Annotated in this window: 14 protein-coding genes; 10 read left to right on the forward strand and 4 right to left on the reverse strand. The window is 61.8% G+C overall.

From position 1 onward, the window contains the following. Nucleotides 1-108 precede the first annotated feature (108 nt). The 4 genes from K6118_RS16365 (at nucleotide 109) to K6118_RS16380 (ending at nucleotide 4,297) form a co-directional block, all read left to right on the forward strand. Nucleotides 109-585 (forward strand): Lrp/AsnC family transcriptional regulator, encoded by a 477-nt coding sequence (locus tag K6118_RS16365; protein ID WP_247121564.1) that lies wholly within the window; start codon nucleotides 109-111, stop codon nucleotides 583-585. Between the two features lie 133 nt (nucleotides 586-718). Then, a complete protein-coding gene (locus K6118_RS16370; protein WP_247121565.1) occupies nucleotides 719-1,723 on the forward strand; it encodes an arginine N-succinyltransferase in 1,005 nt (334 codons plus the stop codon). Between the two features lie 13 nt (nucleotides 1,724-1,736). Further along, the gene (gene astB, locus K6118_RS16375) at nucleotides 1,737-3,074 is read left to right on the forward strand and encodes an N-succinylarginine dihydrolase (RefSeq protein WP_247121566.1); all 1,338 of its coding nucleotides are present in this window, start codon (nucleotides 1,737-1,739) and stop codon (nucleotides 3,072-3,074) included. A gap of 263 nt (nucleotides 3,075-3,337) precedes the next feature. Then, nucleotides 3,338-4,297 carry a glucokinase gene (locus tag K6118_RS16380; protein ID WP_247121567.1) on the forward strand — a complete coding sequence of 320 codons (960 nt, stop codon included), beginning with the start codon at nucleotides 3,338-3,340 and terminating at the stop codon, nucleotides 4,295-4,297. Here K6118_RS16380 and K6118_RS16385 read toward each other — a convergent pair. Continuing rightward, complete coding sequence (locus tag K6118_RS16385; RefSeq protein ID WP_247121568.1) at nucleotides 4,294-5,976, reverse strand: acyl-CoA dehydrogenase family protein; 1,683 nt, start codon at nucleotides 5,974-5,976, stop codon at nucleotides 4,294-4,296. The two genes, K6118_RS16380 and K6118_RS16385, sit on opposite strands and share 4 nt — an antisense overlap. Nucleotides 5,977-6,354: 378 nt before the next feature. Here K6118_RS16385 and K6118_RS16390 point away from each other — a divergent pair, with 378 nt between their 5' ends. The 4 genes from K6118_RS16390 (at nucleotide 6,355) to K6118_RS16405 (ending at nucleotide 9,360) form a co-directional block, all read left to right on the forward strand. Next, nucleotides 6,355-6,837: an ATP-dependent zinc protease family protein gene (locus tag K6118_RS16390; RefSeq protein ID WP_247121569.1), complete on the forward strand. Its 483-nt coding sequence runs from the start codon at nucleotides 6,355-6,357 to the stop codon at nucleotides 6,835-6,837. A gap of 113 nt (nucleotides 6,838-6,950) precedes the next feature. Continuing rightward, the gene (rimK, locus tag K6118_RS16395) at nucleotides 6,951-7,856 is read left to right on the forward strand and encodes a 30S ribosomal protein S6--L-glutamate ligase (RefSeq protein WP_343269997.1); all 906 of its coding nucleotides are present in this window, start codon (nucleotides 6,951-6,953) and stop codon (nucleotides 7,854-7,856) included. Continuing rightward, nucleotides 7,856-8,893, forward strand: coding sequence for a succinylglutamate desuccinylase/aspartoacylase family protein (locus K6118_RS16400; protein WP_247121571.1), 1,038 nt, complete (start codon nucleotides 7,856-7,858; stop codon nucleotides 8,891-8,893). Before rimK ends, K6118_RS16400 begins: the two co-directional genes overlap by 1 nt. A 137-nt stretch (nucleotides 8,894-9,030) precedes the next feature. Continuing rightward, nucleotides 9,031-9,360: a hypothetical protein gene (locus K6118_RS16405; protein WP_247121572.1), complete on the forward strand. Its 330-nt coding sequence runs from the start codon at nucleotides 9,031-9,033 to the stop codon at nucleotides 9,358-9,360. Between the two features lie 120 nt (nucleotides 9,361-9,480). On the opposite strand, the gene K6118_RS16410 is transcribed toward K6118_RS16405, so the two are convergent. Both K6118_RS16410 and K6118_RS16415 read right to left on the reverse strand, forming a co-directional pair. Beyond that, nucleotides 9,481-10,377 carry a LysR family transcriptional regulator gene (locus K6118_RS16410; RefSeq protein WP_247121573.1) on the reverse strand — a complete coding sequence of 299 codons (897 nt, stop codon included), beginning with the start codon at nucleotides 10,375-10,377 and terminating at the stop codon, nucleotides 9,481-9,483. Nucleotides 10,378-10,613: 236 nt separating this feature from the next. Next, the gene (locus tag K6118_RS16415; RefSeq protein WP_247121574.1) at nucleotides 10,614-11,861 is read right to left on the reverse strand and encodes an MFS transporter; all 1,248 of its coding nucleotides are present in this window, start codon (nucleotides 11,859-11,861) and stop codon (nucleotides 10,614-10,616) included. A gap of 188 nt (nucleotides 11,862-12,049) precedes the next feature. On the opposite strand from K6118_RS16415, the gene K6118_RS16420 reads away from it, so the two are divergent. Next, complete coding sequence (locus tag K6118_RS16420) at nucleotides 12,050-14,395, forward strand: glycoside hydrolase family 65 protein (protein WP_247121575.1); 2,346 nt, start codon at nucleotides 12,050-12,052, stop codon at nucleotides 14,393-14,395. Nucleotides 14,396-14,422: 27 nt separating this feature from the next. Further along, nucleotides 14,423-15,079, forward strand: a complete 657-nt coding sequence (gene pgmB / locus K6118_RS16425) for a beta-phosphoglucomutase (RefSeq protein ID WP_425531558.1) — start codon at nucleotides 14,423-14,425, stop codon at nucleotides 15,077-15,079. A gap of 131 nt (nucleotides 15,080-15,210) precedes the next feature. Here pgmB and K6118_RS16430 read toward each other — a convergent pair whose 3' ends face one another. After that, nucleotides 15,211-16,209, reverse strand: a complete 999-nt coding sequence (locus tag K6118_RS16430; RefSeq protein WP_247121577.1) for a LacI family DNA-binding transcriptional regulator — start codon at nucleotides 16,207-16,209, stop codon at nucleotides 15,211-15,213. Nucleotides 16,210-16,444: the final 235 nt, after the last annotated feature.

Below are 16,444 nucleotides of genomic sequence, written 5' to 3' on the forward strand. Positions count from 1 at the left end.
GGGCCTTGAGCCATTATTGTCGGACGCTGTGGCGTGCCGGTGAAAGCCAGCTGGCCCGGAATGCGTAAAAAGCTGCATTTTCTGCGGAAATAGGAAGGCTGAGCCCCGATGAAGCTGGACCGTATCAACCTCAATATCCTGGCTTGTTTGCAGGAAAATGCCCGCATCACCAATCAGGACCTGGCGGAAAAGGTCAACCTGTCGCCCAGTGCATGCCTCACACGCACCCGCAGGCTGGAGGCGGAGGGCTATATAACCCGCTACCGCGCTGACGTGGCGTTGGACCGTGTCGGTCCCGTTTTGTCGGCCTTTATGGAAGTGACGCTCGAAAGCCACTTCCCTAATGATTTCAAGAAGTTTGATGCCTATATCGCTCAGAAGAAGGAAATCGTTTCGGGCTTCATGCTGGGGGCATCGTTTGATTATCTCCTCCGTGTAGTCGTGCGCGACATGGCCCAGCTCCGCCGCCTGTCCGATGAAATGCTGGGGGCGGACATTGGCGTGATCAAGCTTCATACCCTCCCGGTTCTCGAAGACTGCAAGGTCTTTTCGGGCTATCCGCTTGAAGCCCTGCTTGCCGACTGACCGTTAAGATTTTCCGCAGAAAATTCTGTTCATCCCATGAATTAGCTTAGAGATTGCGGTTTGGGCCGCTGTCTTCGGCGATTAATACGCCCTATTTCCGCCTACACTCCTCCCCTCACGGAGGAGGTGGATTATGCAGGTACGGCTGGCACGGCTTGAGGATGTGGATGCGCTCGTGGCGCTTGCCCGCACGGTTGATGGTCATATGACCACGATGCCACGCGATGCGGATGCCATGCGCGAACGCGTCCAGTGGTCGCTAGATAGTGTGGCGGCACCCGTTCAAGTCCCTGGCAATGAAATGTATCTGTTCGTGCTGGAGGAAGAAGGCGAGATTGTCGGCCTGTCGGCGATCTTTGCCGCAGTAGGCCTTGACCGTCCCTTCTATAGCTACCGTGTATCCCGTATTTCCAAGAAAGCGCCTGAGTATGACATTCAGGTCAGCGCCGACATCCTGCATCTGGTCAATGACTATGGCGGGACGGCTGAGCTTGGCACCTTGTTCCTGCGGCCAGATCGTCGTGGCGGCGGACGCGGGCGGCTGTTGTCCTATGCCCGCTTGATGTTCATGGCCTGTCACCGCAACCGCTTCCCGGAGAGGTTGTTCGCCGAAATCCGGGGCGAAACCGATGAAAAAGACGGCTCGCCTTTTTGGGACGCAGTCGGTCGCCGTTTCTTCAAGCTGGATTTTGGCGAGGCCGACAAAATGAGTGGCCGGGACTACCGCTTCATCGCTGACCTGATGCCCACGCACCCCATTTATGTCGACCTGTTGCCGGAGGCCGCACAAGAGGTCATCGGCAAGGTGAATGACGGTGCGCGTGGGGCTGCGAAGCTCCTGGAGAAGCAGGGGCTGCGCTATAACGGCCTCGTTGATATTTTCGATGCCGGAGCCTGCCTTGATGCCCGCACAGAAGATGTGAAAATCGTCAAAAAGTCCCAGGTCCTGACTGTTGCTGAAAACACAGGGGCCGCGGCTGGCACACCAGCGATGGTCGCCAACCCGTCGCTTCAGGATTTCCGGGTGGTCATAACCGAGACGGACATAGCGGCTGATGGGGAAGTGCGACTGCCTGCCCAGGCACTTCAATCGCTCGGGCTCGAAAGTGGCACGTCCGCCAGCGTGTATTTGTTTTAAGGAAAATACGTCCATGACCCATGCACAGGAAGTGAATTTCGATGGCCTTGTCGGTCCGACCCATAACTATGGCGGGCTCTCGTATGGCAATGTCGCCTCCATGACCAACTCGGGCCGGGCCTCGAGCCCGAAGAAGGCGGCCTTGCAGGGCATCCGCAAGATGCGGGCATTGATGGCGATGGGTATCCCCCAGGCAGTCCTGCCGCCCCATGAACGTCCCCATGGTCCAACTCTGCGGGCGCTCGGCTTCACCGGTACTATCGGGCAGATGACGGAGGCTGCCGCCAAGTCATCGTATCCGCTGATTGCCAACATGATGTCGGCCTCGGCGATGTGGACAGCAAATGCGGCGACCGTTTCACCATCGGCGGACACCGCGGATGGCCGGGCCCATTTCACGCCGGCGAACCTTGGCGCTAACTTTCACCGTTCGATTGAGGCGGAACAGTCTGAACGGACGCTTCGCACGATTTTCGCCGATGAACACCATTTCATGGTTCATGACCCTCTCCCCTACGGGGGGCGCATGGGCGATGAAGGGGCAGCCAACCATGGCCGGCTTTGTCCCCGTCACGGTGATGCGGGGGTTGAACTTTTTGTCTATGGCGCCTCGGCTTTTGACAGCAAGGCGAAAGAGCTCAAGTTCCCTGCAAGGCAGGCGCTTGAGGTGAGCGAAGCTGTAGCGCGCCGCCACGGGCTTGATGCGGTCCGGACAGTTTATGCACGTCAAAACCCGGCGGCGATCGAAGCGGGGGCATTTCACAATGACGTTGTGTCAGTCGCCAACGGGCCCGCGCTCTTCTTCCATGAACAGGCGTTTGCCGAGGCGGACCGGATGTTTGATGATATTCGTCGCGGCGCCGATTTTGACCCCGTTTTCGTCAAGGTGCCTGCGGATGAGGTGCCGCTTGAGGATGCCATCAAATCCTATCTGTTCAACAGTCAGCTTGTGACGCTTTCAAGCGGTACAATGGCGCTGATCCTGCCGGAAGACGCGCGGGAGAATGCTGCCACCTATGCCTATGTGCAAGCGCTGATTAATGAAGGCGGCCCGATCCGGGAAACGCATTATTTCGACCTCAGGGAAAGCATGAGCAACGGTGGTGGGCCGGCCTGTCTGCGTCTTCGGGTCACCCTGACCGAGGCCGAGCGCAAAGCCGTCCGGGGCCGTGTCTTCCTTGATGAGGCGCTGGCGGATGCGCTGGAAAGCTGGGCCTCGGATCACTACCGCGATGAGCTTTACCCGGCGGATCTGGCCGACCCGTTATTGGCGGAGGAAAGCCTGACCGCGCTCGACCGTTTAACCACCATCCTGGACCTTGGGTCGATTTACGATTTTCAAAGGGCTTAAGGCCTTTTGGAAGGGCGGCAGGAACGGGCATAAGCTCCCGCAAGTCACGTGCCTGCCGCCCGTATTTTCAGGATTCCTCCGGATGCACAGATCTGATCCCTTCATATGCCTTGGCAACATGAAATTGACAGCGCTGTCTTTTGCCATTAAAGACAAGGGCGGAAGGTAAAGGGAAGGGATAGTCGTGAACGAAGCGGTTTCGTGCCGCATCGCTTATCCCATTCGCCTCATTGTGTTCGGTCAGATAGGGCAAAGGGTGAGAGATGAGCGGTGATCAAACCTGCATCGTAGCAGATATTGGGGGGACTAACGGCCGGTTCGGCGTTGCACGCTTTACGGGTGCCGGTAAGCCTGAAATCGACAATATCCGGATATTCTCCTGCGCTGAGCACGATGGTGTGGGCTCCATGCTCGACCATTTCATCCGCGGGCTTGAGGAGGGCGTGCCGACGGTAGCCAAACTGGCAATTGCCGGGCCGACGTCTGAGCGCGAAGGCATGTTGACCAACCTTGGCTGGACCGTCGCTGCTACCGAACTTGAAAAAGAGTTCGGCCTCCAACAAGTGAAGCTTCTCAATGATTTCGGCGCGCTTGCCAGGGCGTGCCTCTACCTCACGGCAGGCGCTGATTATATCAGCCTGAAGGACGGCCAGCCGGACCCGAAAGGTCCGATCTCCGTCATGGGGCCGGGCACGGGCTTCGGCGCAACGGCGCTTGTACAGTGCGGCGAAGGCTGGGTGACAGTGCCGACCGAAGCGGGCCATATGGCGTTCGCCCCAGCAACCCGGCTTGAGCATGACCTGACCGAGCATCTCCGTGCCGAGCTCGGCTATGTCTCGGTGGAAACTTTGCTGTGCGGTGAAGGGCTTGCGCGTATTCACCGCTTTCTGGTCGACTATGGCGGGGGCGGCAACCGGGCACTTTCCCCGGCGGAGATTACCAGGCTTGCCGCTGTCGGCGGGGCGCCGGCGTGCACGCGCGCGGTGCAGTTGTTCCTGGCAGTGCTGGGCGGGGTCGCGGGTGACCTTGTGCTGGCGCATGGCGCCACGGGCGGAGTGTTCCTCGGTGGCGGAATCCTGCCGAAAATCGGCGATATGGTGGCGCCGAGCGACCTTCTCCGGCGCTTTGTCGCCAAGGGGCCGATGTCGCACTATCTGGAACGGGTGCCGGTCCGGCTGATCACGGCTAACAATACCGCGCTTATCGGCGCCGCTGTCGCTTAAGCGGCGATCACGGCGCGGCCCATCAACAGGTCATGCGGCAAGCGCTCTGTCGAGCCGCCAAAGGCAAGCGCCGGGGCGGCGATCCGGGTGCGGATGAAGGCGTCGGCGAGCGCGCTCTCAGGGCCTGCCATCAGCGCCGTGGCCTGCAAAACCAGCGCCAGCTTCTCGGAAAACGCCCGCAAGCCAGCTTCGCCCTGATCCAGAAACCCTTTTGGATTCAACAGTCTGCCAATCATCTGGTCGAGCCTGCCGTCCGCGCCCTTGTGCGCCGAAAGCCGGGTCTGAAGCGCGGCGAGCACCGGCGGCGCCATCAGCGCACGCTGGATATCAAGCGCGATCACATTGCCTGAGCCTTCCCAGATTGAGTTGAGCGGCGACTGGCGGAACAGCCGCGGCATCCCGGTTTCCTCAACGTATCCGACGCCGCCGTGGCACTCCATCGCTTCGGCGGAGAGGGCGGGGGCGCGTTTGCAGATCCAATATTTAGCAACCGGAGCGAGTATGCGTGAGAGCATGGCGGCGTCTTCGTCGCCCGCCGCGGCCTTGTCGAAGGCGGCGGCTTCTTCGAAGAGGAGCGCGTAGGCGGCTTCAACCTCAAGCGTCATGTCGGAAAGGGTGGCCTGCATAAGCGGTTGATCGACAAGCTTTTTCTGGAACACGCTGCGGCCCGTGGCATGGTGTGCGGCAAGCGCCAGGCCGATACGCATGTTCGCGGCGGAGCCGGCCGCGCAGTCCAAGCGTGTGTGGTGTACCATATTGATGATGGTCTTGACGCCGCGGCCGGGCTCACCCACACGGCGCGCCCAGGCGTTCCGGTACTCGATTTCGGAAGATGCATTCGAGCGGTCGCCCAGCTTGTCCTTAAGGCGTTGAATTTCCATGGCATTCCGGCTGCCGTCCGGCCGCCAGCGCGGCACCAGGAAGCAGGAAAGCCCGGCGTCCTCATAGGCGAGGGTCAGGAAGCCGTCACACATGGGCGCGGAACAAAACCATTTGTGGCCAAGGAGTTGCACCTCATCGTCGGTGCCGGGAATCGCGGTCGCGCGGGTCGAATTCGCGCGCACATCGGAGCCGCCCTGCTTCTCGGTCATCGCCATGCCCATGGTGGCGCCGCGCTTCTCTGAAAGCGGTTTCACGGCGGGGTCATAGATGCCGGACGTCACGGCCGGAAACCAATTTTCCCGTGTCCAATCAGTATCTTGCAGAACGGCGGAGACCGCGTAGGTCATCGACATCGGGCAGGTGACCCCGGCGTCGGCCCAGGTCATCAGCGTCATCAGCGCGGTGTGGGCGACATGGCCGCCTGCCTTGTGCGTCCAGGCGCGCGACGAAACCCCGCCGGACAGGCCCATATCCATAAGCGCATGATAAGACGGGTGAAATTCCACCTCGTCGATCCGGTGACCATAGCGGTCGAACGGCGTCAGCTTGGGCAAACTCTCGTTGGCGAGGCGGCCATGTTCGCGCGCTTCCTCACACCCCACGGTTGATCCGAACTGTTGCAGGTGCGACAGATGCGCCGATTTTGCTGCCGCATCCGCGACAGTTCCGAGCGCATGGGTCACATAATCCCGCGCGATGGCGTCGCCCGAGAACACATTGCGGTCCCCGAACGGGGTCGGCTGGTTCGTCACCTCATGGGTGGCAAGCTGGCTGCGTGGATTTTCGGACACGGGCATCGGGTGCTCCTATGGGAAAGTGGGGTGGGCATTTTACACCTTCTTTAAGCTCGGGCACAGGGCGCTAAAGTCAAGCCCGGTCCGGGGGCGGGCATCAGACGCACCCGGCGCGGACGGAGTCGCGCCCGCGTCCGGTGGGCCCCCCACGGAAAACCCATCCCGCCTGGGCACTGGCATGGCCCGCGAAATTTGTTACACTGCGGCCAGACAAGGCGCTGAAGCCAAGGCATTTCCTTGGTGCGCGATCCCCGGTTCGCCCGCCGGACCGCGTGCGCGAACATTTCGCTTTTCATCCGGCGGTTTTTACCGGTAAAGGCGTTTGGGCCTTTGGGGTTAGACCCTGGGCACCACAGATCGGGGGAGGCCGACATCCGGCGTATGAAAACGAAACTGATTATAGGATGGCGTGAATGGGTGGGCTTGCCCGCGTTCGGGATCGAGGCGATCAAGGCCAAGATCGACACCGGCGCCAAAACCTCCGCGCTCCATGCCTATGACGTGACGACGCACAAGAGCCACGGCCAGGAATGGGCCGAGTTCTTCATTCACCCGGTACAGAAACGCAAGCGCCCGGAAATCCGCTGCAAGGCCCCGGTGGTTGATGAAAAGCTGATCAAAAGCTCGAACGGCCTGTCCGAGCTTCGGCTTGTGGTGTCGACCGAACTTCAGCTCGGCCCCTTCACCCGCACGGTTCAGCTGACACTGACCAACCGGGACGAAATGGGCTTCCGCATGCTGATCGGGCGCGAGGCGCTGAAGGGCCAATATATAGTCGATAGCGGCGTGTCGTACGGCCTGGGGGACCGGGCCGATGACGGCATGATCGCAATTTTGGAAGAACTTGAGGAAGGTGGGGCCTGATGGCAACGACCGATATAAACGGATCGAACGACGGTGAAGCGTATGACGAGCGCGAGGAAGGGATGGAAACCTCAGCGCCCGCGCCGAAAGACGATGCGCCCGACCCCGGCAAGATGAAGATCGCGCTTCTGACCCGCAACCCGAACCTTTATTCGCACCAGCGGCTGATGGAGGTGGCGCGGGCCCGCGGGCACGTGATCGACCCGATCGACACCCTGAAGGTCTATATCAACATCGCCTCCCACCGGCCGGAAATGCGCTACAAGGGCGAGGTGCTTGAAGGCTATGACGCGGTGATCCCGCGGATCGGCGCCTCGGTCACCTTCTTCGGTACCGCCGTCTTGCGCCAGTTTGAGATGATGGGGGTTTACCCGCTCAATGAATCGGTGGCGATCAGCCGCTCGCGCGACAAGCTCAGAAGCTTCCAGCTTCTGTCCCGCAAGGGCGTGGGCCTGCCGGTGACGGCCTTCTCCCACGGCACCTCGGAAGCCGATGACCTGCTCGATATGGTCGGCGGCCCGCCGGTGATCATCAAGCTGCTCGAAGGCACGCAGGGCGTCGGCGTCGTGCTGGCTGACACGCGCGATGCCGCCCGCTCGATGATCCAGGCGTTCGGCAAGCTGAAGGCCAACGTGCTGGTGCAGGAATTCATCAAGGAAGCCGGCGGCAAGGATATCCGCTGCCTGGTGGTGGGCGACAAGGTCGTCGCCTCAATGATGCGCAAGGGCGCGGACGGCGACTTCCGGTCCAACCTGCACCGGGGCGGCACCGCCCGGCAGATCAAGATCACGCCGGAGGAACGCTCCACCGCCGTGCGCGCCGCGCGCGCCATGGGCCTCAATGTCGCGGGCGTCGATATGCTGCGCTCCAACCACGGCCCGGTGGTGATGGAAGTCAACAGCTCACCGGGGCTTGAAGGTGTGGAGAAAGCCACGGGCATCGATGTCGCCGGCAAGATCATCGACTTCATCGAAAAGAACGCCCGCCACGGCCGCACCAAAACCAAGGGCAGGGGCTGATGGCCAAGCGGGACCCATATGAGATCGCAGGTCATGTGATCCCGGCGGGGAAGCGCGAGTCCTTCACGCTCGACCTGCCCGGCCAGTCCCGCTATACGCCGCTCGCCATGCCGGTGCATGTGATCCACGGCCGCTCGGAAGGGCCGGTGATGTTCATCTCCGCCGCCATCCACGGCGATGAGATCAACGGCATCGAGATCATCCGCCAGCTTTTGAAGCACAAGACCTTGAACCGGCTCAAAGGCACGCTGATCTGCGTGCCGGTCGTTAATATGCACGGCTTCCTCAACCACACCCGCTACCTGCCGGACGGGCGCGACCTCAACCGCGCCTTTCCGGGGTCCGAGCATGGTTCGCTCGCGTCCCGTGTCGCCAACGTGTTCCGGCGTGAGATTATCGACCGCTCGGATTACGGCATCGACCTGCACACGGGTGCGAACCACCGCACCAATTTCCCGCATATCCGCGCCAACATGGCGGACGCGGAAACCGCCCGGCTCGCCCGCGCCTTCAACACCGCGGTGATCGTCAATTCCGACCTGCGGGACGGGTCTTTGCGCGGCTACGGGGTTGAGAAGGACATCCCGATCCTGCTGTATGAAGCCTCGGAAGCCATGCGGTTTGAACGCCTGCCGGTGCAGGCCGGGGTGCGCGGCATCATGAATGTCCTCGCGGCGGTGGGGATGATCAAGCGCACCCAGAAACGCCGCCCGCACGTGACGGTGGAGGCCGAAGCCTCCCACTGGATCAGAAGCCAGAACAGCGGCATCCTCAGCCACCCCATCGCGCTGGGCAGGCGTGTGCACGCGGGCGACACGCTCGCCTATGTCTCGGACCTTCTGGGCGGCGATGAAGTGCCGATCCGCGCCCGTGAAAACGGCGTGGTCATCGGCCGCTCGAACCTGCCCATCGTCAATGAAGGCGACGCCCTGTTCCACATCGCCGAATTCGCCGACGCCGCCCACGCCCATAAGACCGTCAAGCGGTTCGAGCAGTCCTTGGAAGGCCTGGGCGAAGGGGATTACCCGGCGGAGTGAGGGGTGAGACAGGCATACTCAGGCATTCTTTAGGCCCTTTGATAATCTTTGGAAGTGTTCCGGCGTTTGCGCTTGTCATGCTTTTGGTCGCGTCTTGGCGTTATGGGACCCCGATTGACATTAGTGGGGTAGCGCTGGTGATCGGAGTATTTGTCTTCTTGGTCGCATGGAACAGGGGCACCTATGTGGTGCTGACAAGCGATGCGCTGGTTTATCGCCGCTTCTTCCTGCTGAATGCTGTGATTCAGCGAGAAGACATTGCGAAGGCTACTGCCATTGCTCAGTTTGAAATCCGAGCAGGAAAACTGCCATTCCGTGTTGAACTATACCGGGAGGCTGAGAAACAACCGGTCTTCTTGATCAACCTGAAACCGTTTCCGCTTGAGGCGATTGAGCAGCTATTTGAATGGTTACCCAACCTAGACCGTTCGAAATTTAAAACTCGGCTGGTATCGGACGATATATAATTCTTCGTCATTCGCCGACTTGATCGGCGAATCTAGGGCCGCGGAATTATCCGGTTAGCATTGGTGTTCCTGGGCCCGCCTATCAAGTCGGCGGGTGACGAGTGGGGAGGGTGGCCCTCCTTACCCTTCCACCGCGTCCCCGGCGTTCATCGGCACCTGCTCTTCAGCGATCGTCCTCAGGCCTTCGAGCGCGGTGGCCATCACCGCCGCGTCGGCTTCTTCGGAATAGGCGGCGTAGGTGCGGTAGGAAAAGGTCGGGGCGTCCCCAACCGTATGCAGCCGTCCGGCGGCGATGTGGGGGGCGGCGATCCTGAGCGGGAAATAGCCGCTCGCCGGATTCTCGAGCAGATAGTCTATCCCCAGCGTGCCGACATCCAGGTGCAGGCCGGGCAGGATCAGGTCCGGGAAATTGAGGCTGTGGTCGGCGCGGAATTCGGGGCCCCAATCGACATAGACATAATCGTCCGGTGGCAGGCCCGCGCCTTCCGCCCGCACGCCTTCAGGTCCGTTCGAGACCATCACCAGATGTTCCTCAAACAGCTGGGCGATGCGGATGCCGGGCCGGGGGACCGGCCGGTACAGGATGGCGAGGTCGAGGACGCCATTGTTCAGCCGCTCCATCAGAAGCTCCGACGCCGCCGCCATTTGGGTGCGGAGCGCCACATGGGGCGCGGCTGCGCGCATCCAGGGCAGGAAATTCAGCACATAGCCGTGCCACAGGCTCGGCTGCGCGCCGATGGTGATGGCGACGTCATGGCCTTCCGGCAGCGCGACCTCCAGCTTGGCCTGCTGCCATATCTTGATAAACGCCCGCGCGTGTTTCTGGAACTGGCGGCCCGCGGGGGTGAGGCTCGCGCCCGCCTTTGAACGCTCAAACAGCGTCTGCCCCAGCTGCTGTTCCAGCACCTTGATGCGCATGCTGACGGTGGACTGGGTGACGTAAATCTTCTCCGCCGCGGCGACGAAGCTGCCGGTGTCGACAACGGCGAGAAAGGTGCGGGCGTGATCGATATCCATGGGTATTGTCCCCGTATCAGGCTGGCGTATGCCTATCAGATATATCGATAAATGCGGGGGATGACATCAGGAAATGTGATGAAAGCCGGACTGCCGAGCCCTGGAAAGCAGTGAGGGGAAGAGGGCGGGGCAGCCCGGCTTCATCGTATTCCCTGACGGTCCGAGACAGGGGAGGGAAGATAGGGAAGTCGTCCCGGGACCGTCAGAGAGGGAGGTTGCCTGTCCTGTCAGGGTGGTCAGGCAGCCTGTGCTTCAGCCGCGCGGAGGGTAGCCCGGCGGAAGAAGTATAGGGTGATCAGGATGCCGCCGATCGGGATCAGCAGCAGGTAGAAGGCGGTCTGGCCGCCGAACGCGCCGAACACCCGGCCGGTGATCAGCGATCCCGTGGTGCCGCCAAGCGCGGAAAAGATAACGATAAGCCCGGTCATCGCCGCGTGGCTGCGGGTCGGCAGGGCGGACAGGACCGCCGAATTGATCGCCGGATAGATGGGCGCCATGAACAGGCCGATCAGCGGCAGCACGAAGGCGGCGACGGGGGCCGTGGCCCAGCTCATGTGCGCCTGCGGCTGGATGTTCGCGGCCAGCGGCAGCACCAGCAGCATCAGGCCCGCCATCAGGACGATGCACACGTTGAGGACCGCGTACCAGCTGAAGCGCGACATGACCGCCCCCGCGCTCAGGCGCCCGACGGCGATGGCGAGCGGGTAGATGACGGCGCCGGTTTTGATGCTCATGTCCGCGGGCATGCCCAGCACTTCCTTGTTGAAGGTCGGCAGCCACGAGCCGATGCCCTGTTCGATCAGCACATAGATGAAGACCGATAGGATGAAGACGTACGCCACCGGTTCGGCCACCAGCTTGATCATGCCGAGGAAATCATCGGCGAGGCGGGTCGGGGTTTCGGCCCTGGCCTTGCTTTCATCGATGCGCGTGGTGGCGAGGATGAGGATGGTGAGCGTGCACAGCCCCGCCAGCACCCAGTAGACATTCAGCCAGGCGCTGTCCTTGGGCCCGAGGCCTTCGACGAAGCGGCCGAACAGCACCCCGCCCGTCAGTACGCCGAGCATGAAGGTGCCTTCAAGCAGGTTCATGGTGCTGGCGTGTTCGCGCCGGTCGGACGTGATGAGGCCAAGCGTCGCGAAGACGGAGACCTTCACGAAGGCGAAGGCGACGCCGGTTGCCATGAACATCAGCTTGGATGCCAGGAACGACGGAAAGATCGGTTGCGCGACGGCTGCGAGGGTGACGAGCGCGAGCCCCGCGATCATCGATTTCTTGAACCCCAGCCGCGGCAGGAAGGAGGCGACAACGAAGGAAACCCCGGCGATCGACAGGTCCTTGAAGGCCTCCAGGATCGCGGCTTGGGTGTGCGTCAGGTCATAATTGCGGATGACCTGCAGGATCACCGTTCCGACGCTGTTCAAGAGAATCGCGAACATGAAATAGGTCAGGAACAATGAAAGTTTGATCCGCCAGTTATGCATGGGTTTTCCTTCCCGCGGGTGCGCGCGTCCTTCCTGTCCGAAAGCGGCGAGCGCACTTGTAGCCTAATCCACCCGGTGCCGCATGGGCTAGGGGGACCGTCTTCCCGGCCGCCAATATATCGCTATTGCAATCGATTGCAAGAACGATATTATACAAATCGAATCTGTTCTGGGTCAGGAGGAAGGTCATGGCGGATAACGGGGCGAAAACCGGCGGTAAGGCACCGGTGTTGGGCACGGACCCGTGGCGTGTGGCGGAGACGGCGTTCTCCGGCGACACACTCGGCGTCGTCGAATCGCTGTTTGCGCTCGCGAACGGCTATATCGGCACGCGCGGCACGTTCGAGGAGCCTGTTACCGGTGACGTCGCCTCCACCGAAGGCACCTACCTGAATGGCGTCTACCTGCGTGAGCCGATCCATTATGACGAAAGCGCCTACGGCTTCGCGACCCACAATAACAAGATGATCCTGGTGCCGAACGGCAAGGCCGTGGGCCTGACCGCGGGCGACGAAGCCTTCGTGCATGGCGACAGCAGCGTGGAGGCTTACGCCCGCGCGCTCGACATGAAAGCCGGGATGCTCAGCCGCACCACGCGCTGGCGCACGAAGGCCGGTGGCGCGCTCGATATCGCAAGCCGCCGGATCGTCAGCCTCGCGCACAATCACCTGATGGCGTTTGAGTATAAAGTCACCTCGGTCGATTACGCCGGTCCGGTCAGCCTCACCCCCGGGCTCGACGCCGGCTATGGCGGCACCGCCCGCGCAGGCGACCCGCGCGCCGGGGAGCTTTCGATCCGCGACTGCCTGATAGAGGAGATGGCCGAGACGCGCACGGATGGCGCGCTCTATACCCACCGCATCAAGGACAGCGATGTCCGTGTCGTCAGCGCGATCCGCTTCCTGACGGACGGTGCCACGGTCACGGCGGTGCCGGTGGAAGGTGACCGCACATGCGGCACCCGGCTCACTGCCGACCTCGCACCGGGCGAGAGCCTCACGCTCACCGTCTATGTCTGGTACGGCCACGGCACGGATGCGTTCGCGCTCACCAAAACGGCTGATGCCGAACTGTTTGCGGCTGTCTCCGGAGGCTTCGCCGCGCTGGTGGCGGCGCAGGCCAAGGCCTATGACGCCTTCTGGGCCACGGCGGACATGGAAGTCGGCGGCGCGCCCGGTGTGGAGCAGGGCATGCGCTTCGGCATGTTCCATCTGTGCCAGTCCGCGGGCCGCAACGGCGACAGCAGCATCGGCTCCAAGGGGCTGACCGGCCCCGGCTATGACGGCCATTATTTCTGGGACACGGAAATCTACATCGTGCCCTTCCTGACCTACACATGCCCGGAGGTTGCGCGCTCGCTCTTGCAGTACCGCATCGGTAAGCTGGATGAGGCCCGCGCCCGCGCCCGTGAAATGGCGCACACAAAAGGCGGCTTGTTTCCGTGGCGGACCATCGGCGGGGAGGAATGCTCCAGCTATTTCCCGGCGGGCACCGCGCAGTATCATATCAATGCCGCCATTGCCTACGCCGCGCTTCAGTATCTCACCGTCACCGAGGACTGGAGCTTCGTGCTCGAGGGCGGTGCCGAGCTATTGTTCGAGACCGCCCAGCTGTGGCTCGATCTCGGCCATTTCTCCGAGCGCCGGGGCGGCCAGTTCTGCATCCATGAAGTGACGGGGCCGGACGAATATTCGGCCATGTCCGACAATAATTTCTACACCAACGCCATGGCGCGCCATCACCTGAAGGGCGCGGCCAGGCTGGCGGCCGAGATGGCCAAGCGCGCACCTGACGCTTATGCCGCCCTTACCGCCCGCATCGGCCTCGCCGAAAGCGACGTGACGGACTGGGCGCGCGCGGCGGAGAAAATGTACCTGCCCTATGATGAGGAGTTGCAGGTCCACGCGCAGGATGACCTGTTCCTCGCCCGCCCCAAGTGGGATTTCGCCTCGACGCCCGCCGAGAATTACCCGCTGCTCCTGCATTATCACCCGCTGGTCATCTACCGGCATCAGGTGCTGAAGCAGGCGGATGTGGTGCTGGCGGACGTGCTGCTATCGGGCGCGTTTACCGAAGACGAAAAGCGCCGCGACCTCGCCTATTATGAGCCGCTGACCACGCACGACAGCACGCTGTCCGCCTGCATTTACGCGGTGGCGAACGCCGAGGTCGGCAGCCGGGAGCGCGCCTATCATTTCTTCGAGGAAACCTACCGCATGGACCTTGAGAACCGCCACGGCAACACCCATTACGGCGTGCACACCGCCTGCATGGCGGGCAGTTGGATGGGCGTGGTGATGGGCTTTGCGGGCATGCGGCTGCAGGGTGAGGTGCTCACCTTCAAGCCCTACCTGCCGGAAGGCTGGACACATTATAGCTTCCATCTTCTGTTCAAAGGGCGGCGGCTCGATGTGCGGGTGGACGCCGAGGGAGCGCGCTACCGCGTCGCGACCGGCGCACCGCTGGTGATCCGCCATGCGGGCACAGACGTCACGGTTGGCGCGGACGCCGATACCGTGTGTGCCGCGGCCTGACTTTACCGACTTTCACGAAGGACCTGACTGATGGCTTATGGGGCCTGCATCTTCGATCTCGACGGTGTCATCACCGACACGGCGCATTATCATTTCCTCGCCTGGAAGCGGCTGGCGGAAAGCGTCGGCGTGCCGTTTGATGAGGAGGATAACCACCAGCTCAAGGGCGTGGGGCGTATGGAATCGCTCGCCTATATTCTGGCGAAATCGGACCGCACGTTCGATGAGGCCGCACGCGCGCGCCTCGCCGAGCAGAAGAATGACGACTATAAAAACCTGATCCGGGAGATCAGCCCCGCGGACCTGCTGCCGGGCATCCTGGACGCCTTCGATTGGCTCACCGAACGGGGCATGAAAATCGGCCTGGCGTCCGCCAGCAAGAACGCCCGCCCGGTGATCGAAAGCCTCGGGGTCGCGGACCGGTTCCATTACGTCGCCGACGCCGCCCAAATCCCGCGCGGCAAACCGGCGCCGGATATCTTCCTCGATGTCGCGACCGCCTTCGGCCTGTCACCTGAGGACTGCATCGGCGTCGAGGACGCGGCCGCCGGTGTCACCGCCATCAAGTCGGCAGGCATGATCGCGATCGGTATCGGTGACCCGGTCATCCTGGCCCACGCCGACCTCATCCTGCCGGACACGGCAGACCTTGTGGGCAAGGGCTTTGCACCTCTGATCGGCTGAGCGGTAGTCTCTTCATTTAAATGGATCGTCACTCGCCGACTTGATCGGCGAGTCTAGACGCTTGTCTCATCATATCCATTGGGGTGTTCCTGGATTCGCCGGTCAAGCCGTCGAATGACGAGGGTCGTTGGTTACCCCCGGCCGCAGGATTGGCGGACGATCAGCTCGGTCGGCATGGTGACATGGCCGATTGCCTCGCCGTTCAGCACCTTGACCAGATTCTGCACCAGCAGCTTGCCGCCTTCGCGGATGTCCTGCTTGATGGTGGTCAGGCCCGGGGTTGAGAAAACCGCGAGCGGGTTGTCGTCGAAGCCGACAATGGCGATGTCTTCCGGCACGCGGATGCCCGCTTCCGACAGGCGCTTCATCACCCCAAGCGCGATATTGTCGCTGACGCAGAAGACGGCGTCGCATTCGCGGTGTTCGCCCAGCAGCACCTTGTCGGCTTTTTCATAGCCGTCCGAGCGCGAAAAGTCGGTCGGGATGACGAGGCTTTCGTCATAGGGGATACCGGCTTCTTCAAGGGCGCGCCTGTAGCCTTCCCAGCGGTGTTCCATTTCCGGGTGGCGGATATCGCCGAGGAAGGCGATATGCTTGCGGCCGTTCTCGATCAGCAGTTTGGTGGCGTCATAGCCGCCCTGGCGGTTGTCACTGCCGACGGTGAAATAATCATGGTCCTCAACCTCGGCGCCCCAGACGATGAAGGGCGCCTTGGAGGCCGCCAACCGGTCGAGCCGCGGGTCGTTGCGGCCCTGGCCGATGATGATCAGCCCGTCGGCGCGCTTGGATTCGAGATAATAGGCGCCAAGGTCTGCCACATCGTGCGGGTTGGTGGAAAGCAGCAGGTCATAGCCCTGGTTTGCGGCCTCGTCGGCGATCGAACCGAGGAGCACCATCAGAAAGGCGTCTGAAACTTCGTGCCCCCATTCACGGTCCACCAAGAGGACGACGGCGAGCGTGTGGGTTTTCTTGAGACGGAAGTTGCGGGCGGCGGCATTGATCTTGTAATTATGCTCGCGCGCGATGTCCTGCACCCGCTTGCGGGTCTTTTCGTTGATGAGCGGACTATCCTTGAGCGAACGGGAAACCGTTGCTTCAGACACGCCTGCAAGGCGTGCGATATCCGACATTGTTAGATTTTTGTCCCTCTTCATGGAGATAAATATAGGCGCAGGAAGGGCAAAGTCGAGAGATATTACAGTTTTTTTGCAATCGATTGAAATTTGGGTTGCAATCGATTGCATTCGAGCGTAGCCATTATGCACTAGCGGTAACCCTTGTGATTCGGAACCTTGGTCGGAAGTCCGGATCGTCCCCTGGGGATCAAAAGCTGCTAACGGGAAACAAACCGCAGGCGTGGGAGGG

This window comes from Kordiimonas marina (genome assembly GCF_023006325.1).
Taxonomy (GTDB): domain Bacteria; phylum Pseudomonadota; class Alphaproteobacteria; order Sphingomonadales; family Kordiimonadaceae; genus Kordiimonas; species Kordiimonas marina.

Coding starts and splice junctions, on each gene's coding strand:
- K6118_RS16410 (WP_247121573.1), bottom strand. CDS start 10,377: ATGGATATCGATCACGCCCGCACCTTTCTCGCCGTTGTCGACACCGGC.
- astB (WP_247121566.1), top strand. CDS start 1,737: ATGACCCATGCACAGGAAGTGAATTTCGATGGCCTTGTCGGTCCGACC.
- K6118_RS16385 (WP_247121568.1), bottom strand. CDS start 5,976: ATGCCCGTGTCCGAAAATCCACGCAGCCAGCTTGCCACCCATGAGGTG.
- K6118_RS16400 (WP_247121571.1), top strand. CDS start 7,856: ATGGCCAAGCGGGACCCATATGAGATCGCAGGTCATGTGATCCCGGCG.
- K6118_RS16420 (WP_247121575.1), top strand. CDS start 12,050: ATGGCGGATAACGGGGCGAAAACCGGCGGTAAGGCACCGGTGTTGGGC.
- K6118_RS16430 (WP_247121577.1), bottom strand. CDS start 16,209: ATGTCGGATATCGCACGCCTTGCAGGCGTGTCTGAAGCAACGGTTTCC.
- K6118_RS16380 (WP_247121567.1), top strand. CDS start 3,338: ATGAGCGGTGATCAAACCTGCATCGTAGCAGATATTGGGGGGACTAAC.
- K6118_RS16370 (WP_247121565.1), top strand. CDS start 719: ATGCAGGTACGGCTGGCACGGCTTGAGGATGTGGATGCGCTCGTGGCG.
- rimK (WP_343269997.1), top strand. CDS start 6,951: ATGAAGATCGCGCTTCTGACCCGCAACCCGAACCTTTATTCGCACCAG.
- K6118_RS16415 (WP_247121574.1), bottom strand. CDS start 11,861: ATGCATAACTGGCGGATCAAACTTTCATTGTTCCTGACCTATTTCATG.
- K6118_RS16390 (WP_247121569.1), top strand. CDS start 6,355: ATGAAAACGAAACTGATTATAGGATGGCGTGAATGGGTGGGCTTGCCC.
- K6118_RS16365 (WP_247121564.1), top strand. CDS start 109: ATGAAGCTGGACCGTATCAACCTCAATATCCTGGCTTGTTTGCAGGAA.